General features: G+C 48.7%; 20 protein-coding genes. 10 read left to right on the plus strand and 10 right to left on the minus strand.

Annotation, left to right across the window (positions count from 1 at the left end; all coding sequences use genetic code 11):
* Nucleotides 1–40: 40 nt before the first annotated feature.
* The 3 genes from ACN0R8_RS04175 to ACN0R8_RS04185 form a co-directional block, all read right to left on the minus strand.
* Entirely contained in the window at nucleotides 41–721 is a 681-nt protein-coding gene (locus tag ACN0R8_RS04175; protein WP_417595375.1) for a hypothetical protein, read from the minus strand.
* A gap of 235 nt (nucleotides 722–956) precedes the next feature.
* Nucleotides 957–1,979, minus strand: a complete 1,023-nt coding sequence (locus tag ACN0R8_RS04180) for a hypothetical protein (RefSeq protein WP_417595377.1) — start codon at nucleotides 1,977–1,979, stop codon at nucleotides 957–959.
* Between the two features lie 137 nt (nucleotides 1,980–2,116).
* Entirely contained in the window at nucleotides 2,117–2,752 is a 636-nt protein-coding gene (locus ACN0R8_RS04185; protein ID WP_417595379.1) for a TetR/AcrR family transcriptional regulator, read from the minus strand.
* Between the two features lie 469 nt (nucleotides 2,753–3,221).
* Between ACN0R8_RS04185 and ACN0R8_RS04190 the strand changes: the two genes are divergently transcribed.
* Both ACN0R8_RS04190 and ACN0R8_RS04195 read left to right on the plus strand, forming a co-directional pair.
* Entirely contained in the window at nucleotides 3,222–5,213 is a 1,992-nt protein-coding gene (locus ACN0R8_RS04190) for a monovalent cation:proton antiporter-2 (CPA2) family protein (RefSeq protein WP_417595381.1), read from the plus strand.
* Between the two features lie 80 nt (nucleotides 5,214–5,293).
* Nucleotides 5,294–5,566 carry a late competence development ComFB family protein gene (locus tag ACN0R8_RS04195; protein WP_417595383.1) on the plus strand — a complete coding sequence of 91 codons (273 nt, stop codon included), beginning with the start codon at nucleotides 5,294–5,296 and terminating at the stop codon, nucleotides 5,564–5,566.
* 54 nt (nucleotides 5,567–5,620) lie between these two features.
* On the opposite strand, the gene yegS is transcribed toward ACN0R8_RS04195, so the two are convergent.
* Nucleotides 5,621–6,562: a lipid kinase YegS gene (yegS, locus tag ACN0R8_RS04200; protein WP_417595385.1), complete on the minus strand. Its 942-nt coding sequence runs from the start codon at nucleotides 6,560–6,562 to the stop codon at nucleotides 5,621–5,623.
* 567 nt (nucleotides 6,563–7,129) lie between these two features.
* On the opposite strand from yegS, the gene ACN0R8_RS04205 reads away from it, so the two are divergent.
* Nucleotides 7,130–8,188 (plus strand): DUF3549 family protein, encoded by a 1,059-nt coding sequence (locus ACN0R8_RS04205; RefSeq protein WP_417595387.1) that lies wholly within the window; start codon nucleotides 7,130–7,132, stop codon nucleotides 8,186–8,188.
* A gap of 102 nt (nucleotides 8,189–8,290) precedes the next feature.
* Here the strand turns inward: ACN0R8_RS04205 and ACN0R8_RS04210 are convergent, their stop codons facing one another.
* Nucleotides 8,291–9,808: an acetyl-CoA hydrolase/transferase family protein gene (locus tag ACN0R8_RS04210; RefSeq protein WP_417595389.1), complete on the minus strand. Its 1,518-nt coding sequence runs from the start codon at nucleotides 9,806–9,808 to the stop codon at nucleotides 8,291–8,293.
* Nucleotides 9,809–10,238: 430 nt separating this feature from the next.
* Nucleotides 10,239–10,979, minus strand: a complete 741-nt coding sequence (locus ACN0R8_RS04215) for a glutathione peroxidase (RefSeq protein ID WP_417595391.1) — start codon at nucleotides 10,977–10,979, stop codon at nucleotides 10,239–10,241.
* A gap of 347 nt (nucleotides 10,980–11,326) precedes the next feature.
* Between ACN0R8_RS04215 and ACN0R8_RS04220 the strand changes: the two genes are divergently transcribed.
* From ACN0R8_RS04220 to trxC, 3 genes are all read left to right on the plus strand, one after another.
* Complete coding sequence (locus ACN0R8_RS04220) at nucleotides 11,327–11,470, plus strand: hypothetical protein (protein WP_417595393.1); 144 nt, start codon at nucleotides 11,327–11,329, stop codon at nucleotides 11,468–11,470.
* Nucleotides 11,445–12,308 (plus strand): hypothetical protein, encoded by an 864-nt coding sequence (locus ACN0R8_RS04225; RefSeq protein ID WP_417595395.1) that lies wholly within the window; start codon nucleotides 11,445–11,447, stop codon nucleotides 12,306–12,308. Before ACN0R8_RS04220 ends, ACN0R8_RS04225 begins: the two co-directional genes overlap by 26 nt.
* Before the next feature lie 89 nt (nucleotides 12,309–12,397).
* On the plus strand, nucleotides 12,398–12,838 hold the full coding sequence (trxC, locus tag ACN0R8_RS04230) for a thioredoxin TrxC (protein ID WP_417595397.1): 441 nt from the start codon (nucleotides 12,398–12,400) through the stop codon (nucleotides 12,836–12,838).
* 64 nt (nucleotides 12,839–12,902) lie between these two features.
* On the opposite strand, the gene ACN0R8_RS04235 is transcribed toward trxC, so the two are convergent.
* Genes ACN0R8_RS04235 through lptF form a run of 3 tightly spaced genes read right to left on the minus strand, consistent with a single transcriptional unit; the run spans nucleotide 12,903 to nucleotide 15,681 of the window.
* The gene (locus ACN0R8_RS04235; protein WP_417595399.1) at nucleotides 12,903–13,460 is read right to left on the minus strand and encodes an RDD family protein; all 558 of its coding nucleotides are present in this window, start codon (nucleotides 13,458–13,460) and stop codon (nucleotides 12,903–12,905) included.
* A 44-nt stretch (nucleotides 13,461–13,504) separates the two neighbouring features.
* Nucleotides 13,505–14,575, minus strand: coding sequence for an LPS export ABC transporter permease LptG (lptG, locus tag ACN0R8_RS04240; RefSeq protein ID WP_417595401.1), 1,071 nt, complete (start codon nucleotides 14,573–14,575; stop codon nucleotides 13,505–13,507).
* Nucleotides 14,572–15,681: an LPS export ABC transporter permease LptF gene (gene lptF / locus ACN0R8_RS04245; protein WP_417595403.1), complete on the minus strand. Its 1,110-nt coding sequence runs from the start codon at nucleotides 15,679–15,681 to the stop codon at nucleotides 14,572–14,574. Before lptF ends, lptG begins: the two co-directional genes overlap by 4 nt.
* A 206-nt stretch (nucleotides 15,682–15,887) precedes the next feature.
* On the opposite strand from lptF, the gene ACN0R8_RS04250 reads away from it, so the two are divergent.
* Nucleotides 15,888–17,372, plus strand: a complete 1,485-nt coding sequence (locus tag ACN0R8_RS04250; protein WP_417595405.1) for a leucyl aminopeptidase — start codon at nucleotides 15,888–15,890, stop codon at nucleotides 17,370–17,372.
* 154 nt (nucleotides 17,373–17,526) lie between these two features.
* Here the strand turns inward: ACN0R8_RS04250 and ACN0R8_RS04255 are convergent, their stop codons facing one another.
* A complete protein-coding gene (locus ACN0R8_RS04255) occupies nucleotides 17,527–19,512 on the minus strand; it encodes a diguanylate cyclase (RefSeq protein ID WP_417595407.1) in 1,986 nt (661 codons plus the stop codon).
* Nucleotides 19,513–19,809: 297 nt separating this feature from the next.
* Between ACN0R8_RS04255 and ACN0R8_RS04260 the strand changes: the two genes are divergently transcribed.
* The 3 genes from ACN0R8_RS04260 to ACN0R8_RS04270 all read left to right on the plus strand — a co-directional run bounded on the left by ACN0R8_RS04260 (nucleotide 19,810) and on the right by ACN0R8_RS04270 (nucleotide 24,229).
* Nucleotides 19,810–20,241, plus strand: coding sequence for a DNA polymerase III subunit chi (locus tag ACN0R8_RS04260; protein WP_417595409.1), 432 nt, complete (start codon nucleotides 19,810–19,812; stop codon nucleotides 20,239–20,241).
* A gap of 228 nt (nucleotides 20,242–20,469) precedes the next feature.
* Entirely contained in the window at nucleotides 20,470–23,367 is a 2,898-nt protein-coding gene (locus ACN0R8_RS04265) for a valine--tRNA ligase (RefSeq protein WP_417595411.1), read from the plus strand.
* 184 nt (nucleotides 23,368–23,551) lie between these two features.
* Nucleotides 23,552–24,229: a YqiA/YcfP family alpha/beta fold hydrolase gene (locus ACN0R8_RS04270; protein ID WP_417595413.1), complete on the plus strand. Its 678-nt coding sequence runs from the start codon at nucleotides 23,552–23,554 to the stop codon at nucleotides 24,227–24,229.
* Nucleotides 24,230–24,236 lie beyond the last annotated feature (7 nt).

Raw genomic sequence — 24,236 nt, forward strand, 5'->3', positions numbered from 1 at the left:
AGCGCAGCCTTCTGTTACAAAAGCTCATTGGCAGACTGTTTTAGTGGAGGCGATTTTTCCGGAAAACCAGTTCGATATCTTCAAAACCCGTTCTGCCCTGAGATTGAAGAGGGTCTTGCGGAGCAGGGTAATAATGCCGTTCAATATAAAGACTTACCTGAGGAAAGTCCCAGTGTCCGACATAACCTTCCCGCAGGTACTGACCTACTTCAGCAGGCATAGTATGTCCCAAAACCGGTAAAGATAAGCTTTGCCCGAACCGAACCAGTTCATTTACAGCGCCCGCCCCACCGTAGCGTCCCAACCGGAGACTGATCCGCATCTCTTCGATCACACTCCCCCGGCCCAGCGCCATATAGCGCAACGTGTGCTGATTATTTACACCAAGATAGCGTACCGGACTTAAACAACGTACAGAGCCGTCTTTCTGATATTGGTATGCCCCTGCCAGGTCCAGATGGCTTAAATAGTGACACTCATCGGTTTTATGCATATTGGGGTAGCGGGTATCACTCTGAATAAAGCTGAAAACGCCATATAAAATCAGACCAAAAGCAGTCGCTGCCAGAGAGTATGCTGCAAAGGAGTAACGGGAAGCAGGTGGTGGGTCAGTACAGACTGGTGGCAGAGTGGTGCTTATCAGAGAGGCACTCTGTTGACGGGGCGGAAGGTTACGCCGAGGCCCCAGCTTAGGCAAAGCCGTCGGTTTTAAAGACTTCATTGGCTTTGGTTCCTCTCCTTGCCTGTAAGCCACATAGATAACCACACTGTGCGCGTACTGTCTAATCCTTTAGTCTAAAACCATCTGATAAAAAGAAAGGAAGTTCCATTCGGCTATATATAGCCAGCGGGCAAAAGTAAAACCGCCTCCCTATGTAATATAAGCCCCGGAACAGCTCAAAGCCGAGACTGTCCAGGGAAAGATGAACCAGGGTTCTGCACGCAGGCCCAAAAAGTTAGTTCATCAGGGATAGCAGTTCATGCCTAAGACGAGGGTCGAGCAAAATGACACTCTGGGGCATCCACTCTTTGCGTAACATCAGTTTCCGGATCAAAGCATTAGAGCTGATAGCCAGCTGCCAGCGGCTCCCTTTCGTAGTACCGTCAACGCAAGGCTGGGCATATTCATTCATATATTCCTGCCAGAACTCAGGAAGGAAACGGCGTACAGGCCGACCAGTTTCTCCTGCAATATGCTCAGCTAGTGCCAGTCCGCTGGGATCCAGATCACCAAAATGTATATGAGGGACATACTGAGGAATCATCTTCAGCACTTTAATGGCCAGGTCTGGGTAATTTAGCGGAGCCCAAATCAACATCAGATGATCAGGAATATCCATATCAGCAAACACGGAAAGATTCTCAACCGTCATCACCATATACGGCTGTTCACCATCAATTTCCGTCAGCTCCATCACGTCCCGTTCAGGAATGGCTGCATGAGACATCATCTGAAGAATCGGACCTAATCGAATCGGTTTTAGCATCTTTCTCATCAGATGCATATCCGTTGTCCCTCTGATCCTTAACATCGCATCCTCACTGATACGATATTTTGGCAGCAGGGCCTGAAGATCATCAGAAACCTGCGTTTTTTCATCCCCGCCATACAAGGTATTAAAGCTTTTCCGATTAATCCAGACCGGTAAATCAAAACGGGTATTAGCTCGAATAAACTCAAGACGGCGCATAAAGGCATCGCGTTCGTCATCCTGCATATTCATACCAGACAGAGCCAGCTCCTGCCACTGAGGTAAATTCTGATCCAGAAGCTTGGGATACTGATGACGCCCTTTTGGGGTCAACGTATATGCATCCTCATTATCAATCTGACTCAGCCACTCAAGATCAAGCAGCTCACTAATTAATGGCCCCGTATAAACATCGCGCCGGATTCGCTCCGTTTTAAACAGACCGATTGCAGCATCTCTCAATATCTGGCTTTGCCAGTCTACCGCCAACTCTGGCTGATCACTCATTGAAAACCTCTTCCTTACAGAACCTGCGTTGCTCTGCATCATACCGAAAGGGCGGCGGCGGGAATAGTTTCTGCACTGATCACTCAGAAATGAGTGTCAGCGCAAACAGGAAGGAATACTCTTATAGGCTGAATAAATCAGGCCTGGGCTAATGTCTGCCCAGTACGCCCTCCGGAAACCGGCCGCGCAGGATTAGGCTGCAACTGCCTGAGCAGGTCATCAGCAACGCCCTGAAAATGCCCCCGGTCACCCGATGCCCGGGCTACCAGCATAGCACCTTGCAGTGTTGCCAGAATAATACGTGATTGGGACTGGAAGCTACCGGAAAACTGAAGCTCATGAGCCCGCTTACCCTGCTCCAGAGTTTGTCCTAACCAACGCTCTGTTTCGCTGATAAAACGCTGCAGATGTTCTCTCGCAGAGTTTGGTAACGCCTCCACCTCAGCAGATAACATCGTCACCGGACACAGCTTTTCTTTGTCTTTGATGATACGACTGTAGATCAGAGTAAATTCCCGAAGCCTTGTCAGACAGGAGTCATGTTTGCGGTCTATCTGGTGCAGTCTTTCCAGAAACTGGTCCACGTAACGAGTACAAAGACTGACAACAAGATCTCCCTTGGATGGGAAATGATAATGAATACTTGCTTTGCGAATTTTGACCCGTTCGGCTATATCCTGATAGCTAAAGCCGTTAAAGCCCTGACGCTGTAGCAGATCCTGGGCAATATCCAGAATTCGCTCAGCAGTCGATGAGTTATTGTTTTTATTCATCTTGACCCTAATAAGTAGCAGGCTGGCACCTGTCGCTTTTCTTTATTAATTTTATTGTCTGCAGTCTGTGGAACACTCAATGCCTCACATCTGCTTTTGCAAATTTTTTTGCTCTGCTACTAACAAGTAGTAACCAACACGTTATTAGTAGTAACCGAGCACATCATACAACAATCATGCACGCCGCTTTATTCTTCTTTCCAGCATGCCAACCGACATACTAGCATTAACATCCATTGCGTATCACCTCACCGAAAGACATAAAAAATATCAGGCTGGCATCATAGGTTCAATTGACCGCAACTCCAGCTATAGAAATCCAGCGCCTGCCAGACATCACACAGAGGACTGAGTAGGTAGACCATCAAAACGCTGTATTTCATTTTAGCTGTACAGTGTTAATCTCAAAATACAAAGCATTAATACTAAAAACTAAAACAAAAATAAGGGCTGACGCCTGGGGACACCGATGCTAGAAAACACTGATTATTTCAACCAGGTGATGATTATTCTGGGTGGCTCCGTTATATCCACAGCACTGTTGCGCAGATTACGCTTACCCCCTGTTCTCGGCTATCTGGTCGTAGGCCTTTTAATTGGCCCCTATGCATTTCAATTGATCCCCAACCCTGATGATCTGAGTTTTCTGTCAGAGTTTGGCCTGGTTTTCCTGCTCTTTTCCCTCGGCCTTGAGTTCTCTTTAGGCAAAATGAATGCCCTGCGTAAAACCGTGTTCGGCCTGGGCAGCAGCCAGGTTATTCTATGCAGCCTCTTTTTCTGGTCCGTTCTCCACTTTATGCTGGGGTTCAGTTCAGAAACATCACTTATTGTAGCCGGAGCACTAGGCCTGTCTTCAACGGCTATTGTCACCCAGGAACTGACCCGCTGGAACGAACTCAACAGCAGCCATGGCCACTCGGCTATTGGAATACTGCTGTTCCAGGATCTGGCTGCCGTTATCTTTCTTATCATGATCCCTGCCTTAGCCGGAACCAGTGATAACAGCTTCTCGTTTGCTATTGGCCTTATTCTACTGAAAGGTGTTGCCCTCTTCATTGTGATGCTTGCTATAGGCAAGTGGCTGATGCCTTTTATATTTCATGAGATCAGTAAAACCCGCTCGGAAGAGCTTTTTGTCATGACAGTACTCTTGGTCGCTCTGACAGCGGCCTGGATCACCCACGCTCTGGAATTATCCATGGCGTTAGGTGCTTTTCTGGCTGGCATGATGCTAGGTGAAAGCCACTTTAAGCATCAGATTGAAGCCGATATCCGCCCATTCAGAGATATTCTGTTGGGGCTGTTCTTTGTTACCGTAGGTATGCAGCTTAATTATCAGATTCTGATCAGCAATCTGCACTGGGTCATACTCGGCAGCATAGGCCTGGTACTTTCCAAAGCCTTTCTCATCGGTCTGTTGGCTCAGCTATTAGGTAAAAACAAATCATCTGCCATTCGTACCGGACTTATATTAGCCCAGGGTGGCGAATTCGGTTTCGCGCTGCTGACATTGGCCTTAACTAACGGGCTGTTAGAAGCTAAAACCGCCAGCCTGGTCGTCGCCATTATCGTATTCTCCATTGCCGTCACACCGTTTCTTATCCGCTATAACGCCGATATCTGTCAGCGTCTTATCCCCAATAAGCCTTATGAGGAACCACCGCCCCACAATTCGGAAGAACTTGCAGAGGCAACCTCTGAGTTAAACAAACATATTATTGTTTGTGGCTTTGGTCGCGTTGGGCAAACGGTCGCTCGCTTTATGGGCAAAGAAAACCTTCCCATTCTGGCTCTTGATAACGACCCCATCCGGGTACAGGAAGCCACAGGTGGTGGTGAGAATATTTTCTTTGGCGACTCAGCCAGCCGCAAGGTTCTTGAGGCTGCAGGCTTGCGCCGCGCAAGCCTTGTGGTTATCACCGTCAATGAATATGAGCAAACCCTGTCGATTCTCCGTAGTGTTCGCGCTATGGATTATCAGATCCCTGTGGTAGTACGTACCCGGGATGACTCTCACCTGGAGGACCTGAAGCAGGCGGGTGCTACCGAAGTCATTCCGGAGGCACTGGAAGGCAGCCTTATGCTGGTAACTCATGTGATGACCCAAATGCACATTCCTTTTCGCCGTATAGCCCGTATGGTTCAGACCGCCAGAGAACAACGCTACCAGCTGCTTCATGGATACTTCCATGGCAGCCTTTCCCAACTTCTTGATAAGCAAGGGAACCCAAGAGTCCGCCTTCATCCGGTAAAAATCAGTAACAGCTGTTACGCTCACGGCAAGACCATAGAAGAAATTAAATTAAGCAGCTGTCAGGTTCAGGTTCTGCGTATTCATCGCAGAAATGAGGATATTGAGCAGCCGGAGGCCAACATCCGGCTTACCAGTGGCGACACCTTGATTCTTCAGGGGATGACGGATCAGATCGAACAGGCTGAATCCCTGATCTATAGTGGTTAGACTAAGTAGTACAAGAGTATTCGTCAGCTAAAGAATATAATGAACAGAGGTAAGATAACTCTGATTACTGGAGAAACATTATGCTGCTTCAGAACGTACAAAATTACTATGAAAAACTGGTACTGGAAGACCTAACCGAACGGGGTCTTATATCAGGCTACGAGCAAGGCTACGCCGAGGATATCGCCTGTGTGGCACTGAATAACTTACCACCTCAATATTTCCGTTTTGAGGTCGATATGGGATTCTACCTCGAAGATGAAGATCATATTATGATGTCTAAACAGGTAAAAGAAGCCGTTGATAACGCAATTGCTTTTATCAACGACAAAATAGATAAAGAAAAAGCCTGACCTAGCTATCAATCTTAATAAAGCTGGCCCAAGCCAGCTTTATGACACCCTAACTTACTCCGATTCTGTATTACCTGTAAGCAGAGGTGCTGTTCGGGGTAAGTGCATTTTTAAAGCACCGGGGACAGCTTCAAACCTCAAATGACGGCCAGAAACCGGCTCCCCGTCGATATTGATATTCATGCTTTGCTCAGCTTCAATTTCAAGCCAGGGAACCCGCCGATGAATCATCTGATCCTGCATAACGGAACCATTATCCAGCATAAAATACTGCAGAGTATCCGTCAGTGTCTGCTGATCTGCCTTTGGTAACAGATTAAGATCCAGCAACCCATCATCCAGTAAAGCCTCCGGACAAAGTTCGTGACCTCCTCCGGCCTGCCTGCCATTGCCAACCCCGAGCACCATAAACTGACCATGCCAGCTGAAGTCAGGTGCGGTAATCTGACCTTCAACAGCAGCAATGCTGGTGAACTTACTCATCCCGGTCAGCAGATAAGCCAGACTCCCCAAGGCACGCTTCAACTCATCCGGTGTCGCTGTCGTTATCTGAGCACCAAAACCACCGGACGCCATATTCAGATAATAACGCTGATTCACCCGTGCCAGATCCACAGCGACCGGACCGACCTCAGTAATCAGCATCAACGCCTCCAGAGGAGCTAAAGGAATTCGGCAGCTTACGGCAAAATCATTGGCCGTTCCGAGAGGGATAACACCTAAAGAGGGCATCTCAAGCCTAGAGTCCGCCGCCATCAAACCATTAACCACTTCGTTGAGCGTTCCGTCCCCGCCGGCGGCGACGACAATATCCACCCCTAGCTGACGGGCTTCACAGGCCAATCTGCGAGCATCGCCTTCTTCCCAGGTGACACGTACATCAATTTTATAACGATGATCCCGAAGCAAGCGTACTGCATCGCGTAAAGCAACATTCTGAGCTTCTTTACCATGCAGGATAATGCGTAGATGGTAGCGGTTATCCGATAAAGTCATTGGGGCTCGTCTCTTTGAGCTTTAACCTGGTCTGTTACATCCCTGATGGCACTTGTTTCTTGCTATCAGTCTGTGGAAAACCCTGATACTTCAACCAGAAGCATAAAGCTGTGGATAAAACCTGAATAGGCTGGGACTTTAACGGGAGTATACTGTTATTTCCGCTAAATGCACGGCCCTGAAGAGCATGATAAATTCGTCTATTACCAACAGCAACATACAAAACACTGGATATAAAAACACCTTAACCAGCTGTTTTGATTCGCTTTTCAAGAAAAAAGAGGTCAAATAATAGTAAACCATCCCCCTGAAACAGATATATGGCAAAACGGAGCAGCTATACACAAGTATCCGGTAAACAGCTGTGGATAATTATGGGACAACTCATGCGGTACAAGGCTGCATCGCACTTGTAGAAAACTGTCTATTTTTTGATCAAAAAAGAAACTCTATTCTCCTGCTTATGTAGCCTCTACTGGCACAACAAGCTTAAAAGCAGTAATCTCTGCAACCTCTGAAAACCCGCACAATTGAAACTGTCTTCAGCTTGGCAAAACAGGAAGCTCTATGTCTGACATCACAACCCTCACCGACTTTCTCGAAAAAACCGGGGCAAATCTTCGTGTCTTCGATATGGGACGACGGGTATCCCTGGTGTCTGCTAATACCTTTTCTCGATTTGAGCAATGCGAGATACCTTATCCGCAGCCTTACATGTACCACGCACGACTAGGTGTCCTTTTCTGGTATCCACAGGCTCCTGAGCAACACTTTATCTGGTTTCTGCAATTCCCGCTGGATGAACAGGGCTTTATTATTCAGGCGGCCCGGGATGACTTTCTAAAGCGCCTGCTGGAGACCATCGGCCAGAACGCGAAAGACCTGTCAGACGAGGAGAATCAGCAGGCCCAGAACCTGATGAAGGACAACCCTCTGGCCTTCACACCTGATCAGGAAAGAATCGCCATATTTAATGCCAAAGCCAAGCTGGCATTGGGTCAGCCCGCTTCCCGCTTCCACGATCAGGCGGAAGAATATTTCACCGGCCAGCGGGAAATGGACAACTGGGAAGATGTTGGCCTTCAGGGTATTGCAGACTTTACCGTTCGTCTGGAAAAGCAGGATAACGCCGGTGACCTGACGAAACACATCGAATCTTTCCCGGATATCCCCTTCAGTGCACTTTGTCGCTGCCTGGAAAACGAAGCCATTGATCATAAACTGGCCGCAGCCATTTGTGAGAGGGCGGAACAACTGATTGCTGATCCTGAAGCCGACCGACTGACCCTGGCCGCAGCGATTCGGGGAGTGGGCCACAGTCAGGCTAAGGGCCTTCGTGACGGACTAATCCGAAACGTGCTGGAAAGCAGTCATAGTGAGGATATTGAGATACTGACGGTCATTGCTGCCCGCGCCTGGGAGTCATTGGAAAGCCCGGCACTGCTAAAGCCTTATCTTGAAAAGCTGGCCATCTGCTCTGCCGGTGACCAGGCCTTTGTTAAAATCGTCAGGGATCTGATATTTGTTCCCGGCCTGCGTACACTGATAATTGCTCAATTCAGAGACCCAGAGCGCAGTGAAGCCCTGAGCAATGCCATCGGCCTGCTGATGGGCCAGGATAGTTAAAATCCTGCAGGTCTCGTCAAAAAGTCCAATAAAAAAGCCGTTCTCTTTTAACAGAACGGCTTTTTATTCAGGCAGCGGTGAGTTTGTCTTATTAGGGACAGGTTACATCTGCCCCTCTTCTTCGTAACGTTGGTGCCAGCTCAGAGCCTCACCTAAAAGATGAGGTGTGTGCATACCTCTCCCTGAATGCAACGCCCGCTCGAAGTAGTCATGCAATGCCGGACGGAAATCCGGATGAGCACAATTTTTAATAATCTCCCGGGCCCGCTGGCGGGGTGACAATCCACGTAAATCAGCCAACCCCTGCTCAGTCACGATCACTTTGACATCATGTTCCGTATGATCCACGTGGGAAACCATAGGAACAATTGAGGAGATCGCACCGTCTTTGGCTATAGATGGCGAGACAAAAATCGACAGATAACCGTTTCGGGCAAAGTCGCCGGAACCCCCAATACCATTCATCATACGGGTACCCATAATATGGGTAGAATTAACGTTACCGTATATATCGCACTCGATCATACCGTTCATGGCGATAATCCCGAGACGGCGCGCCAGCTCAGGATGATTGCTGATATCCTGCTGACGCAGAATGATCTTGTCCCGATAAAGATCAATATTCTCATCAAACTCTTTAATGCCCTCAGGACTCAGCGAAAAAGCCGTCGCAGATGCCACACTCAAGGTGCCTGATTTCAGCATTTTCAACATGCCATCCTGAATCACTTCAGTAAAAGCTGTCAGGTTTTTAAACGGCCCAGCATCCAATCCCTCAAGAACCGCATTTGGAATATTACCGACACCGGACTGAATCGGCAGCAGCTCTTTTGGCAGGCGACCCAGTTCAATTTCACGCTCGAAAAAATCTAGAATATGCTGAGCAATCTTCTGAGAAGTCTCATCCGAGGCTTTGAATGGAGAGTTACGGTCGGCAGCATTACTTTCAACCACCGCAATCACCTTTTCCGGAGGGCATTCAAAATAAAACTCTCCGATACGGTCTGAAGGGTCCGTCAGCATAATGGGTTTTCGATGTGGCGGAAGAGCTGTGCCGTAGTAAACATCATGCATCCCTTCCAGCTTGATATTCTGTTGGCTGTTAACTTCCAGAATGATCTTATCTGCCTGCTCAATCCAGGTTTTGTTATTACCGATGGAGGAGGAAGGAATCAGACTGCCATCTTCGCGGATACCTGCCACTTCAATCAGTGCAATATCCATCTTGCCGAGAAACCCGGACCAGGCGTACTGGGAAACTTCAGACAGATGCAGATCCACATAATCCATAGTCCCGTTGTTGATGCGTTGCCGACAAATCGGGTCGCTCTGAAAGGGAAGGCGCATCTCAATACCATCAACCTCAGCCAGAACACCATCCAGCTCAGGCGCAGTGGAAGCACCTGTCCAAACATTGATACGAAAGGGCTCACTGCCTTCACAGGCGTTCAGCTTGCGGATACGCTCAGCCAGAGCCCCGGGCACGGCTTTCGGGTAGCCGGCACCGGTAAAGCCACTCATGCCAACATTAGCACCGGCGGGTATCAGCTCTGCAGCCTTCTCGGCAGACATCAGGCGCTGTTTCAAAGTCGGACAGAGAATTCTGGCGTTAGCTGACATGGTGTTTTCTCACTTACTATCGAGTCAGGTTTTGCCTGCAACAGAAGGTTGCTAAGCTATTTTACGAGGCAGGAATTTTAGCAGCATTTAATTCTATATTTAGAAATAATTGCAGAAAAAAGCTACACATTTAGTCTAAATAGATAGTTTTATCTGCAACTTATCGACATTTAGACACAATCCAGAAATCCAATCAATCAGAAGGTAGACACGTATTTCAAAGCATTATCTTCCGGGGATAGCGCCTGTTCCTCTCCAAACTGCCGGCACCTTTATAACACGTATCATTTGAGAACTATTTAGCAAATAGCGCCTTATACGCAGGTAAAAAAAAAGCCGTCAGAGTCACCTTACGGTCAACCCTGACAGCTCTATTCTGTGCTCAACGACCGGTTTAAACGTCAATAAACCGAACGCTGATTAATCACCCTTAAGCCTGCTGGCTTAACCAGGCTTCCAGTTCATCAGCACCACCAATATGCTCACCCTCAATAAAGATCTGAGGCGTCGTTCCCTGACCTGATATCGCATTCAGAGTTGCCAGACTAATACCATGGCTACCAACGGTGATCTCTTCAAACTTCATGCCTTGCGCTTTAAGCGCATTCTTTGCACGAGTACAGTGGCTGCAGCCTGGCTTACCAATCAAAGTCACACGCTTAGGCGCCGCAGCATCCGGTGCAAGATAGTTCAGCATGGTGTCGGCATCAGAAACTTCAAACGGGTCACCCGGCACATCTGGCTCAATGAACATTTTCTCAACAACACCATCACGAACCAGCATAGAGTAGCGCCAGCTACGATCACCGAAGCCCAGATCAGCTTTATTAACCAACATTCCCATGCCTCGGCTGAAATCACCATTACCATCCGGCAACATAGTGATATTCTCAGCATTCTGATCGCCAGCCCAAGCATCCATTACAAACGGATCATTCACTGACAGGCAGATAATGTCGTCAATACCCTGGGACTTAAAGACCGGAGCCAGCTCATTATAACGTGGCAGGTGAGTACTGGAGCAGGTTGGGGTAAAAGCACCCGGCAAAGCAAACAGAATAATATTTTTACCTTTGAACAGGTCATCCGTTGTTAACTGAACCCACTCATTATCAACGCGTGTATTAAAAACAACCTGTGGAACCTTCTGGCCTTCACGATTCTCTAACATGGTATATATCCCCTTCAATTCAGATAAACCAACGTCCGGCTTTCAGATATCGGTTATGGTGGGCTGAAAGCCCTCTGGTATATGTTTGACAGTATTCAGGTTAACAGTCGGTTTCACCGCTGTCTTTGATGGGATCACTATATCGCCCCTCTTTTAATCGATAAAATATAACTTTCATATCATAACAATAGGTGGAACCTATCAAGGTCGATGCCCGATGCATTTTTCATAGACATCAACCTGTCACCTTATTGTGATCAACCATCAGCCATGCTATCTATAGGTAGACGGTCCAAGCCGATTTATTACCATTTATTAACCAACGCTAATCTAAAGAGATACTCACTATGAAAACATTCATTATTAAGACCATGACGACCAAACCTATGATGCGCAATATTATGACCACCACTGCAGATAACCTATCGCGACCAGAACCCTTGCTTCAGAATCAGGAACATCATCATGCTGCCTCAGAATCCGTCTGCTAATCCGTTTGAATTTGCATCACCATCATATCTGACCTCTGCCCTCTTTGACCTGGGCGACTGCTTTGGCAACCTCTGCCGACTACCGCTTCAAAGCGCCGTAAAACTCTTCGGTTCTTACTCATCCGACAACCGCTCCGAATCGACTTCTGACAGCGCGCGCCAACGACTACCGATTCCACCATCACGCTTTCTTGCTCAGCAGTTGAAAACCAATATTCCTTTTGCGGTGAGCCGTGAATGGAAAAACCAGGTCTGGAGTTATCAGCTTTCCCTGCACACGTCCTATACCGGACCTGATAGCCATGCACTGCATCGTCACCTGTCTGCCCGCAGCCTGACAAGCATTCCAACGGAACAGAAGGACAGCGTGCAGGACTGGCTCTACTTCGCCAGCCCCCTTGACCACCTCACCAGACTCCACTGGCAGCTACTTACGACAGAAGAGCTGAAACAACAACGCCTGCTGAATCTGACTTTCTGGCTGAAGCAAAAACTTAACCAGGGCAGCCTGATTAATAATCTGCTACTAACCCCTCTGACTGACCTACCCCTGGGGGACGGATTAAATCTGCAGCCAGCCCGCAGTTTCGCACGGGTTGGAAAACAGTCACTACCTGACCAGCAGCGCCTTCCATCCCTGCACTTTGCAATCTTTCGCCAACACAGGTTAACTGAAGGTTATGGCCTACAGCCATCAGAGCTATTTGCTGCTCAGGAAAAACTGGCAGCCCAGTCGTCTGTATTGGCTTCAGACCAGGCTCTGCTAATTCTCGATTACCGGCAGTGTTCAAAGATTCTGGAGCTTCTAGAAAAAGCACTTCTCTTAAAAAACAGCTAGGCTTCAGGCTATACAATTGCGGCGGTTGAAAACCCTTTGACCGCCCTTATATAAGATTTAACTAACAAATCTTAGCAATGGAAATCATCATGTCTGAGCAACCAATATCTCACGTTGTCTGTCCTCACTGCAGTGCCGTGAACCGCATCCCTGATAACAGGCTGGCTGATAAGCCCAATTGTGGTAAATGTAAGCAAGCTTTGTTTACCGGAGAGCCACAAAATCTGACTCAATCAACAATGGCTAAAGTGATTGCCAACTCTGACTTGCCGGTTGTTGTGGATTTCTGGGCACCCTGGTGCGGCCCTTGCCAAATGATGGGGCCGATGTTCTCTCAAATGGCATCCGAGCTTGAGCCTAATGTCAGAATGGCGAAAGTAAATACTGAGCAGGAGCAGCAACTGGGTGCTCAGTTTGGCATCCGAAGCATTCCGACATTAGCGATCTTTAAAGGTGGAAAGGAGGTTGCCCGACAGTCAGGCGTCATGCAGCCCGCTCAGCTGAAAGCCTGGATTCAGGCCAACAGCTAACGACAGCAAGGTAAGGGATAAGAAGAGTCCAGATTAAACATGACGGAGCACTAAGCAGGAGTGCTTAGTTCTTTTTTTTGCCTTGCTTGCGGTTTTCTTTATCAGCCGGCTCTGCAGTAACAGCCTTATCAGCATCAGTAGTATTCAGGCGTGCGATCTCTTTATCAGAAGGAACATAGACCACCTCTGATTCCGAGAGACTATCTGGCCAGGCCTTTTTCGAACGGGAAAACAGCATCCAGAAATGCCCCAGTCCCAAACAGCTCAGGGAAAAAGCACCACAGAAAAAGCGTATCAGAGACTGAGTCAGAGAGATCGGTCGACCATCACTGTTCTGGATGCGGATACGCCACGCCTGCATACCTAAGGTCTGACCGGTGCGACGCCAGAAGAAGGTGAAAAAACCAAAGGTCACCAGAAACAAAACACTCTGGAAACCCGGCCCTGCATGATCATTCATCGCATCAACCCCTTCCGCTAAGAAGGGCAGTCGGGCAAAGCCCAGCAGCATCCAGATAGCAACAATGATCAGAAAATCGTACATCATCGCCCCTAATCGGCGAACCAGTCCCGCCGGGCGGGTATAAGTCTGTTTTGGAAACGGGCGACCATTTGTTGTCATTTCTCAGCCTTAATATGCATTAAAAGAATAAAACTAAACTGCCTCTAACCGGTTCTTCGAATAAGAAAAACCCCATACAAGGCGCAGCCTATTGTCGGTGTCAGTACAGCCCACACAGGATCGAAACCATACACAACACTGGCAGGGCCTAAAATATCCTGAACATATTTCACCGCCAGGCCAACGATAACGCCGCTGAAGACACGAGTGCCTGCCGGTGCTGATCGTAGCGGACCAAACACAAAGGATGCCGCAACCAAAACCAGCGATGACAGTGTTAATGGCAGCAACACTTTCTGCCAGAAAGCCATCTCATGCTCATGTGACTTCAACCCCTGATCCTTGAGGTATTGGGAGTATCGCCACAAGTCTGACGGTGCCAGATATCGCTGTTCCAGAATAATAACCTTCATCAGCTCCGGCTTTAGGTCGCTGCTCCAGAAAATAGAAGGAATTTGTTCATTTACGACCCGGTGAGTGCCAATGTTTGCCTTTACAGCCTGATCCAGTACCCAGCCTTTTTTATCAAAATCATAATGCCCGGACTGGGCATAAGTAATCGAAAGCAACTTTTTACCTGCTTCATCAAAGCTGTGGCGCTGTATTCCGGATAGTTTGCCATCCGTCCGGATCGATCTGAAATAAAAGTAATCATTACCATCCCTGAGCCATACACCCGACTTCCCAGCTGCATTGGTTGTATCCCAACGCTTCATCGTGCGGTAGTTCTGTGCCTCTACCTCTGTTTTCGGAGAGATAAACTCACCCACAAAAGCCGTTACCATGATAATAAGCAGCATTGGCTTCATCACAGACCAGATAATTCGGGTGATTGAAACCCCTGCTGCCCGAATGACAGCTAATTCATTATTACTGGCGAGGCTGCCCAAGCCAATCAGGGCGCCGACCATGACCCCCACGGGTACAAGATCATAAAAGCGACGAGGAGCACTCAACATCACATAATAAAGTGCATTGCTAAGTTGATAACTGTCATTCAGATTATCAAGCTCATTGACCAGCGCCAACATCATATCCAGACCCAGTAGTAACATCTGAACAATCAGAACCGCTGCAAAAACACTCTTAGCAATATACCGGTCCAGCGTTTTCATACCTCTTGCCCTCTCAGGCCTGAGGACTTAAACATATTAGCCACGGGCTCTTTTAGTAACAGATACGCTGCAATCATTAAGAAAACACCATGTACCACCCATAAACCAACTGCAGGATCCAGTTTTCCTTTCTCAATCATCCCCTGAACAGAGATCAAACCACTCAGATAAAAAATATGTAGAAAGATTGCAGGAAAAAGCTTCGCAAAGCGCCCCTGTCTTGGGCGCACATAACTCAAAGGTACCGCAATCATGGTCACAACAATCACCATCAAGGGTAACGATATTCGCCATTGAAAAGCGGCCTGATGCTCAATTTTATCGGAGTTCCACACAGCCGATGTTGGCATCTGACGGACTTTATAAGAGATCGTCGTGGCTTTTCTTTCTGACATACGCACGGCATAACGCTCGAACGTCAATAATGAAAAATCCCCCAACCCGGCCCGGCCCTCGGTACGGGAACCATTCTCTAAAACCAGGTAACGGCTGCCGGTTGTCGCATCCAGATACTGATAGCCCTGCTCAGCTTTAAAAACAGCGGTTCGTTTCTGCCCGTCATCATCAGTGACCTCCTGCGACAAAAATACCGTATGCATCCGGGTATTTGAGTCAGTCAACTCTTCCGTATAAACCACCTGCCCGCCGGAGAACTCCTGAAAGCGGCCTGGCTTAATCGTGGAAAAATCGACCCGCTGCTTCTGCTCCTCCAGAATCTGAGCAACCCGGGACTCACTCCAGGGCGTCAGCCAGAGGCTAAAACTGGCGACAACAGATGCGACAAGCAGGCCTGTCATCAGGGTATAGCTCAGTAATCGATTGGGTGAAAAACCGCAAGCCATCAAAACACCCATCTCATTTTCCTGGTAAAGCCGGCCATAGGTCAGCATTACAGACAGAAAAAAACCAAGAGGGAGAATCAACTCCAGCACCGAAGGAAACTGCAACAGAAGAAGCGTCCAGAGAAAATCAAGAGACAGGGAGCCTTCCGCAACATCCTGAAAAAGACCAATAAACCGCCCGCCAAGAATAATCAGCAGCAAAACGGCAGATACCGCTGTCAGCGTCAGCAGTACCTCTCGGACCAGATAGCGAAACAGGATCAAAAGATGCTCCTAAGATATGAAACGATAAGCCAAAGTGCTTATGTCAGATTCGATAACCTCTTCGGTGATACGTCCATATCACTTTCGGTTACCACAGGCATTGCGTAAACTATCAGCAGTCACCATATACTACTGAGTCAAACGGGCAAATTATCTAATAACAGACTGCTTTTGTCTTGCCTGTCATCATTTCAAGTGGGGTTTTTATGTTCTTTAATGCTACAACTCAAGCACTATCCGAAGTAACCGCTGACTGCCAGATCGCATTTGTCGCTGCAGACGCAACACTTGGCAACAACGCGCAACAGCTGGATAAAGCCAGCGGTGATGCCATCAGCCGCATTTTAAAACTAGGGGACTTCACCGGAAAATTTGGCCAGACACAACTGCTGCCGGAAGCGGGTGAACTAAAAGGCCGACTACTGCTGGTGGGCACCGGCAAAGCTGAAGAGCTGAAAGAGGGTAAATTCCGTACCCTTATCAAAAATATTATCAGCTCCGTAAAAGACACCAAAATCAAATCTCTGGCCCTGAGCCTTGAAGATGTTGAATTCAAAGCCCGTGACCTGAACTGGAAAGCACGCCAGTTCGCTGAAAGCACGGTCACCACCCTCTATGTTTTTGACCAACTGAAGAGCAAGCAGGCTGACCCCAGCGCTCTGAACAGCATCACCTTGTCTGTACCGGGTGCAGAAGGGGCGGTTCAGAAAGCACTGGATACCGGTGCAGCAACCGGTGAAGGCATGAACCTGACACGCACACTCGGCAATCTGCCGGGCAACATCTGCACACCGGTTTACCTGGCGGAACAGGCCGAAACACTGGCAAAAGATTTTGACGAGCTATCCCTGACCATTCTGGATGAAAACCAGATGGCTGAGCTGGGCATGAATTCACTACTGTCCGTCGCAAAAGGCAGCGTTGAAGCACCACGCCTTGTGGTCATGGAGTACAAGGGTAACGGTGATGCCAAACCTCATGTTCTCGTGGGCAAAGGCGTTACCTTTGACTCCGGCGGTATCAGCCTGAAACCTGGTGAAGGCATGGATGAGATGAAGTACGACATGTGTGGCGCTGCCAGCGTATTTGGCACCATGCAGATGTTGAAGCAGCTGAAGCCTGCCATCAACGTTGTCGGTGTCGTTGCTGCAGTTGAGAATATGCCCGCCGGTAACGCCTCTAAGCCGGGGGATATCGTCACAACGATGTCCGGTAAAACCGTCGAAATTTTAAATACCGATGCTGAAGGTCGTCTGGTTCTTTGCGACGCTCTGACGTATATCGGCAAATACAACCCGGAAACCGTTGTTGATATCGCTACTTTAACCGGAGCCTGCATTATTGGTTTAGGCCATCACGCAACCGGGCTTTTGTCCAATGACGATACCCTGGCCGCTGAACTGTTAAGCGCAGGTATTGACGCAAGCGACAAAGCCTGGCAAATGCCGCTATGGGCAGAGTATCAGCAACAGCTAGATTCTAATTTCGCCGATATGGCTAATATTGGAGGTCGTCCTGCCGGTACTATCACCGCAGCCTGCTTTCTGTCCCGCTTTACTGAAGACTACCGCTGGGCACACCTGGATATCGCAGGAACAGCCTGGCATAGCGGAAAAGAGAAAGGCGCTACAGGCCGCCCCGTGCCTCTGCTGACCCAATATCTGCTGTCTAAGACTGATAAAGCCTCGTAAACAGAACAGGTGACAACGTAAGGTATTGATTTCTAAGCACTCAGTAGCTTGCGGATCAGAGGGGCTCAACAAACATGGTTGAGCCCCCTTATGACTTAATTGTTCCAGTCTTTAAGAGCTTTTTATCGCATAGCGGGCTACAGGGCCGCTGGCTTTAGTGTTTTGGCTGCCGTACCGACTCCGCACAAACCTGATTGCGCCCCGAATTTTTAGCACGGTAAAGTGCTTCATCCGCCCGGTAAACCAATTGATCTAATGTCGCAGCTTCGGAGTCGTCATAAACCGCAACACCAATCGATACCGTAAAAGCGATATTATCTCTTGTACTATTATTGATGCGCAAAGCCTCTGTTTCAGCCCTTATATGCTCAGCACAAAGGGCAGCAGCCGACAGGTCCATTCCGGGTAAAACCGCCAAAAACTCTTCACCACCAAAGCGTGAGAAGTAGCCCTGATCCCCCAGACACTCCTGACATAACCGCGTAAATGCAACAAGAACGTCATCCCCGATACTATGGCCGTAGGTATCATTGATATTTTTGAAGTGATCAATATCCAGCATCAATATGGCCAGATTATCATTTTCAGGGGACAACTCTTCCAGAGCATGAAGAAACAGCTTTTCAACATATCGACGGTTATAGGCACCTGTTAAAGCATCTGTATTAGCAAGCGCTTTCAAACGTTGTTCCAGTTCTAACTGCAGGCTAATATCCTGCACACTACAGCGGCTGATCGTTAATGATGAGCCGTGAAATTTGGATGAAATCGCACTGGCAACGGGCAGCCAGCGGCCATCTTTACACTGAAGATCCAGACGTAAATCACCTACATAGTGCGTCGACATCGCCATATTAAGCTGGGCCTTCGAAGCATCTGACAACATCTCTCTCAGGCACTTTTTGTTGACTAGCTCGTCCCGATCATAGCCTAGGTATTCCAACGTTTTATTGTTGGCATTCGTGATAAGGCTGGTCGCATCAAAGGTCAGATAACCCACTGGCGCGTTGTAATAAAGGTCTTCCAACTCTGCCGTGTAAATACTTCTTTGCTGTTCATTTATCTGCTTCGCAATTCGGTGCTTTAAGAAAAACCAAACCAGCGTAAATACAGAAAAGTAAATAAAACCGATAAGAAGCTTTATGCTGAGATGGTGGTAAAAAGCATTGGCCAGCCACTCATCTTTTGAGGTCCGAACCATAGAAAACCATGATTGGACTTTTACATCCTGCTTTAAACCCAGGTCAGCGTTAAAGCGCCCATCCGAGAACTCATCAAACTCTGCGGGCCTGATTTTACGGTAGCTAATCAGCTCATCATTAGCATCAACAACACCGTCTGACTGCTGCTGCATCTTTTGCCAAAGCTCTGCATTCCACGCCGCGATAATCTTATCAGGCCGGTGTAGCTGCCAACCCCATTCGCTTTCTCTGAAGTGATTTGACAGCCAATAGCCATCACTATTGACCAGCATACCCCGATCACCGGCTTCAAAATGTGCCCGAAAACGGTTCAGAAAATGACCAGCTTTATAGTTAAGCACCACCATAGCTACAGGAGCGTCAAGCTCATCGGTAAGCAGCGTGACCGCACGAATAACCGGCTTATAGGGTTGTTCAACCTCGCCCCGCTCTTCATTCAGATCTAATGGCGACAGGTAGATCTGGCCCGGTGCTAGCTTCAAGCCTTCCTGAACGTAATAGCGGTCATACTTGTTTTGCAGGTGTTCAATGGCAACAGGACGTGCGCCATCGGGATAGTCATTGATACGGATAAGCTCTTGACCTGACAGGTCAATAATTCGAACCTGATCATAACGACTGTCAACATCCGTCGCACGGCGGAAAATATCTTCTACTTCCAGCCGGTTTGCTTTGGAGGGACTTGATATGAAATGCCGCACACTCGGCAGAATACTTAGTTGCTGTGCATCCAGAGCTACACGCAACACAAACTGATGAACACGGTTTTCGGTAAGATTCAGCAGATACTGATGGCGCTCAACAACTCGGTTCTTAAACCCCTGATCATATGCATCCTTCCCCGCCAGGAGAGCTAGGGTTATAACAAGATAGGCACCACAGGTGAGTACAAGTAAACGCTTCCATTCTTTTTTTAAGAACTGGACAGATTCAAACATTAACTGTGTTCTCCCGGTAAAAGCCGTCATGCTGTCTCTGCCTTAAAATAGCATCGGCCATAGACCGACCAACCAAACACGTATGCCTTTAGGGTCAATCGACTCTAGCTAAGCGGTCTACCCATTAGGATACTATCACAGCCATTTCTGGTGTTATCGTATTGTTTTTTCAGGTGTTACAATACCCATATGCTTTACCGGTGACATCTGTATTTATGTCAAAAAAACCAACAAACTGTTACAAAAAATCTGCTGGAAGCAACTGATTCAGCGACTCATTACGGGCACTTTACCGATATGACCCAAGTTGACTTCTACATTTTGCCTACCACCGAACCTGAAACTCAGCTTCATTTCGTCTGCCGCTTGGTTGAAAAAGTGCTGCATAAAGGTCATAAGGTCTATATCCAGACCACTGATAAAGCTCAGGCAAAAGAGATTGACCGCCTGCTTTGGGAGTTTCGCCCGGATAGCTTCATCCCACACCTGATGGTTGATGATGAAAAAATCCAGGAAGTTCCTGTTGCCATCGGCCATACAGATGACTGCGCCCACCATCACGATGTGATGATCAATCTTTGCCCCCATGTCCCGGATCATTTCAGCCGTTTTGAGCGAGTTGCCGAGGTCATTTTTCAGCAAGAGTCACTTTTAAAGGCTAAGCGTAACGATTGGCGCTTTTACAAAGAGCGGGGTTATGTACTGAACCGCCATGACATGCGCCGCTGATCATCAACAGGCAAATCATCCTCCATCAACAATTTCTGGCTTCACGCCGGTATCAGGCGGTTATCACAACCTTAAACGCCATGTATAATCGACCGATTATCAAGTACTGACCCGTATCGAGCACGAAACAGTCTCCAGTACGACCTAACAATTTCCGTTCGCTGCCCGCCTGTGTCTTTCTGACCTGTCAGCAGGCAGCCAACCTGATTAGCGGTGAACCAGACCTCCATGGAAAAGACTTACCAACCCGAACAGATTGAACGCACCTGGTATCAGAACTGGGAAGAGAACAAATACTTCCGCCCTGCCAGCGAAACAAGCCGCGGCGAAGGTGATGCTTATTCCATCGTGATTCCACCGCCGAATGTCACCGGTAGTCTGCACATGGGCCACGCCTTCCAGCATACCATTATGGATGCGCTAACCCGCTACCGCCGTATGCAGGGCCGTAATACACTCTGGCAGGTGGGCACAGACCACGCAGGTATCGCCACCCAAATGGTCGTAGAGCGTAAGCTGGCCGCTGAAACCGGTGAAAGCCGTTATGACTTGGGTCGTGAATCTTTTGTCGAAAAAATCTGGGAATGGAAAGAAGAGTCCGGCGGCACCATCACCAAACAGATGCGCCGATTGGGCAACTCCGTAGACTGGGAAAACGAACGCTTTACCATGGATTCCGGCTTCTACCATGCGGTGCAGGAAGTCTTTATTCGCCTGCATGATGAAGGCCTGATCTATCGCGGCAAACGCCTGGTTAACTGGGACCCGAAGCTACACACCGCGATCTCTGATCTGGAAGTTGAGAACAAAGAAGTTAAAGGCAAGATGTGGTATCTGCGTTACCCGCTGGCTGATGGTGTTAAAACTGCAGCCGGTGAAGACCACATCGTTGTGGGTACTACCCGCCCGGAAACGCTTTTAGGTGATACCGGTGTTGCGGTAAACCCGGAAGATGAGCGCTATAAAGATCTGATTGGTAAATTTGTTGAGCTGCCACTGGTGGGCCGTCGCATCCCTATTGTCGGTGACGAACACGCGGATATGGAAAAAGGCACCGGCTGCGTAAAAATAACTCCGGCGCACGATTTCAACGATAACGAAGTGGGTAAGCGCTGCGGTCTGCCGATGATCAACATCTTGACCCTGAACGCCGATATCCGCGATGCCGCACAAACCTTTAACACCGACGGCTCCGTTAATACTGAGATCGACACCTACATCCCTGAGCAATACCGTGGCATGGAGCGCTTTGCCGCCCGTAAAGCGATTGTTGCCGAAATGGAAGAGAAGGGACTGCTGGTTAAGATTGAAGAGAACAACATGACCGTACCTTACGGTGATCGTGGTGGTGTTGTGATTGAGCCGATGCTGACCGATCAGTGGTTCTGCGATGCCAAGACACTGGCAAAGCCTGCCATTGAAGCCGTGGAAAACGGCGATATCAAATTTGTGCCTAAACAGTACGAAAATATGTACTTCTCCTGGATGCGTGATATTCAGGACTGGTGTATCTCCCGTCAGCTGTGGTGGGGTCATCGTATTCCGGCCTTCTACGATAACGAAGGTAATGTATACGTCGCCGCTTCTGCCGAAGCCGCCCGGGAGAAATACAATCTGGATCTGGAAACCGAGCTGCGTCAGGACGATGACGTACTGGATACCTGGTTCAGTTCCGCCCTGTGGACTTTCGGCACCATGGGCTGGCCAAACGATATCGAGAAGATGAAAACCTTCCACCCCACCGATACCCTGGTGACCGGTTTTGACATCATCTTCTTCTGGGTAGCCCGCATGATTATGATGACCATGCACTTCATCAAAGATGAAGACGGCAAGCCGCAGGTACCGTTCAAAAATGTTTACGTCACCGGTCTGATCCGTGATGAGAACGGCGACAAAATGTCCAAGTCCAAGGGTAACGTATTGGACCCACTGGATATGATCGACGGTATCGATCTGGAAACTCTGCTGGAAAAACGCACCGGTAATATGATGCAGCCGCAGCTGGCTGAGAAGATCGGCAAGCGCACCAAGAAAGAGTTCCCGGAAGGCATCACCGCCCACGGTACAGATGCCCTTCGCTTCACTCTGGCAGCTCTGGCCTCTACCGGCCGGGATGTGAACTGGGATATGAAGCGTCTGGAAGGTTACCGTAATTTCTGTAACAAGATCTGGAACGCAGCCCGTTACGTGCTGACCAACACAGAAGGTGAAGACTGCGGACAGGAAGGTGGCGAGGTTCTTCTGTCTCTGGCAGATCGCTGGATTATCAGCAGTCTGCAGCGCACCGAAGAAACCGTGATGCGTCAGATGGACGAATACCGCTTCGATCTGGCCTCTCAGACTCTGTACGACTTCATCTGGAACCAATACTGTGACTGGTATCTGGAGCTTTCCAAGCCGGTACTATGGGATGAGTCCGAAGGTGAAACCGAGGAAGAAAAAGCCCAGCTGGCGGCATTGAAGCGCGGCACCCGTGGCACCCTGGTACGTGTACTGGAAGCGATCATGCGACTGTCTCACCCGATCATGCCCTTTATCACCGAAGAGATCTGGCAGCAGATCAAAGGTCTGGCCGGTAAAGAGGGCGACACCATTATGTTGCAGCCATACCCGGCACCTGTGGCGGAGCTGATTGATGAAGCCGCTGAAAGTGATATCGAATGGCTGAAACAGGTGATCGTCAGCATCCGTAACATCCGTGGCGAAATGAATATCGCACCGGGTAAAGAGCTACCGGTACTGATCCAGAACGGCAGTGATGATGACTTCCGTCGTCTGCAGGACAACTATGTTGCACTTTCCAAGTTAGCCAAACTGGAAAAAATCACCTGGCTGGAAGATGACGAAGAAGCCCCTATGTCTGCCACCAAGTTGGTGGGCAAAATGGAAGTACTGGTACCCATGGCTGGCCTGATCGATAAAGATGCCGAGCTGGGCCGTCTGACCAAAGAGATGGAAAAGCTGCAGAAAGAAGTCGGTCGCCTGGAAGGCAAACTGGGTAACGATAAGTTTGTAGCCAGTGCACCGGAAGAGGTCGTTGCCAAAGAGCGTGAAAAACTGGCATCCGCACAATCATCACAGGCCAAACTCCAGGAACAGTATAAAAAGATCGAGGCACTCTAAACGCCCCGACACAGGTATTACCTGTTCAGAAATGCAAGCCCGGTTCGCCGGGCTTTTTTATGTCGGACGTTTACCTGACCGGAAGCAAAACCGGATACAATAAGCATCTGTACACCTAACCAGTATTTACCTAAACTATTTGCCCTTCACCGATTCGCCCGATACGGCAGAATGAGAGGTCATTGTGGATAACCCGATTCAACATCACATTATTTATGTGCACGGTTTTAACAGCTCCCCCGGCTCTTTTAAGGCGTTGCAACTGAAAGCTTTTGTCGAGCAGAACCAACTGGAGCCGACCTACCACGCTCCGATGCTCAGCCACTGGCCGGAGAAGGCCATGGAAGCACTGGAGGATCTGTTGGAACAGATTAAATCCGGCGATCAGGGCAAAGGGAAAATCACCCGAATTTTGTTGGTAGGCAGCTCATTAGGAGGCTTTTACAGTACCTATCTGATGGCCCGCTACCCCGGTCTTAAAGCCTTTCTGATTAACCCGGCTGTTTTCCCCCAGGAGTTGCTACCTGCTTACCTTGGGTTGAACAAAAACCTTTATACCGGTGAAGAGTACGAGCTGACCCAAGATCATATGCAACAACTGCGACACCTGCACCTTGCAGAACCTGCCTGTACCCAAAACATCAAGGTGCTACTGCAAGCGGATGATGAAATTCTCGACTATCGTCGGGCCGAAAATTATTACCGTCAGGCCGATGTTACTGTCATTCCAGGTGGCGACCACGGCTTTCAGAACTTCGAGCAACACTTCACAGACCTGCTGGACTTTGCAGGTATCAGCTATCCCGATCAGCTGACCATGCCGGAAGATGATGCTGTACTGAAATTACGGGAACAGGTTTAAACCCGCA

The sequence above is a fragment of the Oceanospirillum sp. genome, from assembly GCF_048265165.1.
Classification (GTDB): domain Bacteria; phylum Pseudomonadota; class Gammaproteobacteria; order Pseudomonadales; family Halomonadaceae; genus Oceanospirillum.

What these genes read in the sequence shown, in the direction of transcription:
- ACN0R8_RS04225 (WP_417595395.1), top strand. Translation starts at nt 11,445, where the DNA reads ATGCTGCCTCAGAATCCGTCTGCTAATCCGTTTGAATTTGCATCACCA.
- ACN0R8_RS04195 (WP_417595383.1), top strand. Translation starts at nt 5,294, where the DNA reads ATGCTGCTTCAGAACGTACAAAATTACTATGAAAAACTGGTACTGGAA.
- ACN0R8_RS04235 (WP_417595399.1), bottom strand. Translation starts at nt 13,460, where the DNA reads ATGACAACAAATGGTCGCCCGTTTCCAAAACAGACTTATACCCGCCCG.
- ACN0R8_RS04215 (WP_417595391.1), bottom strand. Translation starts at nt 10,979, where the DNA reads ATGTTAGAGAATCGTGAAGGCCAGAAGGTTCCACAGGTTGTTTTTAAT.
- ACN0R8_RS04250 (WP_417595405.1), top strand. Translation starts at nt 15,888, where the DNA reads ATGTTCTTTAATGCTACAACTCAAGCACTATCCGAAGTAACCGCTGAC.
- trxC (WP_417595397.1), top strand. Translation starts at nt 12,398, where the DNA reads ATGTCTGAGCAACCAATATCTCACGTTGTCTGTCCTCACTGCAGTGCC.
- ACN0R8_RS04190 (WP_417595381.1), top strand. Translation starts at nt 3,222, where the DNA reads ATGCTAGAAAACACTGATTATTTCAACCAGGTGATGATTATTCTGGGT.
- ACN0R8_RS04260 (WP_417595409.1), top strand. Translation starts at nt 19,810, where the DNA reads ATGACCCAAGTTGACTTCTACATTTTGCCTACCACCGAACCTGAAACT.
- ACN0R8_RS04255 (WP_417595407.1), bottom strand. Translation starts at nt 19,512, where the DNA reads ATGTTTGAATCTGTCCAGTTCTTAAAAAAAGAATGGAAGCGTTTACTT.
- ACN0R8_RS04210 (WP_417595389.1), bottom strand. Translation starts at nt 9,808, where the DNA reads ATGTCAGCTAACGCCAGAATTCTCTGTCCGACTTTGAAACAGCGCCTG.
- ACN0R8_RS04220 (WP_417595393.1), top strand. Translation starts at nt 11,327, where the DNA reads ATGAAAACATTCATTATTAAGACCATGACGACCAAACCTATGATGCGC.
- ACN0R8_RS04185 (WP_417595379.1), bottom strand. Translation starts at nt 2,752, where the DNA reads ATGAATAAAAACAATAACTCATCGACTGCTGAGCGAATTCTGGATATT.
- yegS (WP_417595385.1), bottom strand. Translation starts at nt 6,562, where the DNA reads ATGACTTTATCGGATAACCGCTACCATCTACGCATTATCCTGCATGGT.
- ACN0R8_RS04175 (WP_417595375.1), bottom strand. Translation starts at nt 721, where the DNA reads ATGAAGTCTTTAAAACCGACGGCTTTGCCTAAGCTGGGGCCTCGGCGT.
- ACN0R8_RS04180 (WP_417595377.1), bottom strand. Translation starts at nt 1,979, where the DNA reads ATGAGTGATCAGCCAGAGTTGGCGGTAGACTGGCAAAGCCAGATATTG.
- lptG (WP_417595401.1), bottom strand. Translation starts at nt 14,575, where the DNA reads ATGAAAACGCTGGACCGGTATATTGCTAAGAGTGTTTTTGCAGCGGTT.
- ACN0R8_RS04205 (WP_417595387.1), top strand. Translation starts at nt 7,130, where the DNA reads ATGTCTGACATCACAACCCTCACCGACTTTCTCGAAAAAACCGGGGCA.
- ACN0R8_RS04265 (WP_417595411.1), top strand. Translation starts at nt 20,470, where the DNA reads ATGGAAAAGACTTACCAACCCGAACAGATTGAACGCACCTGGTATCAG.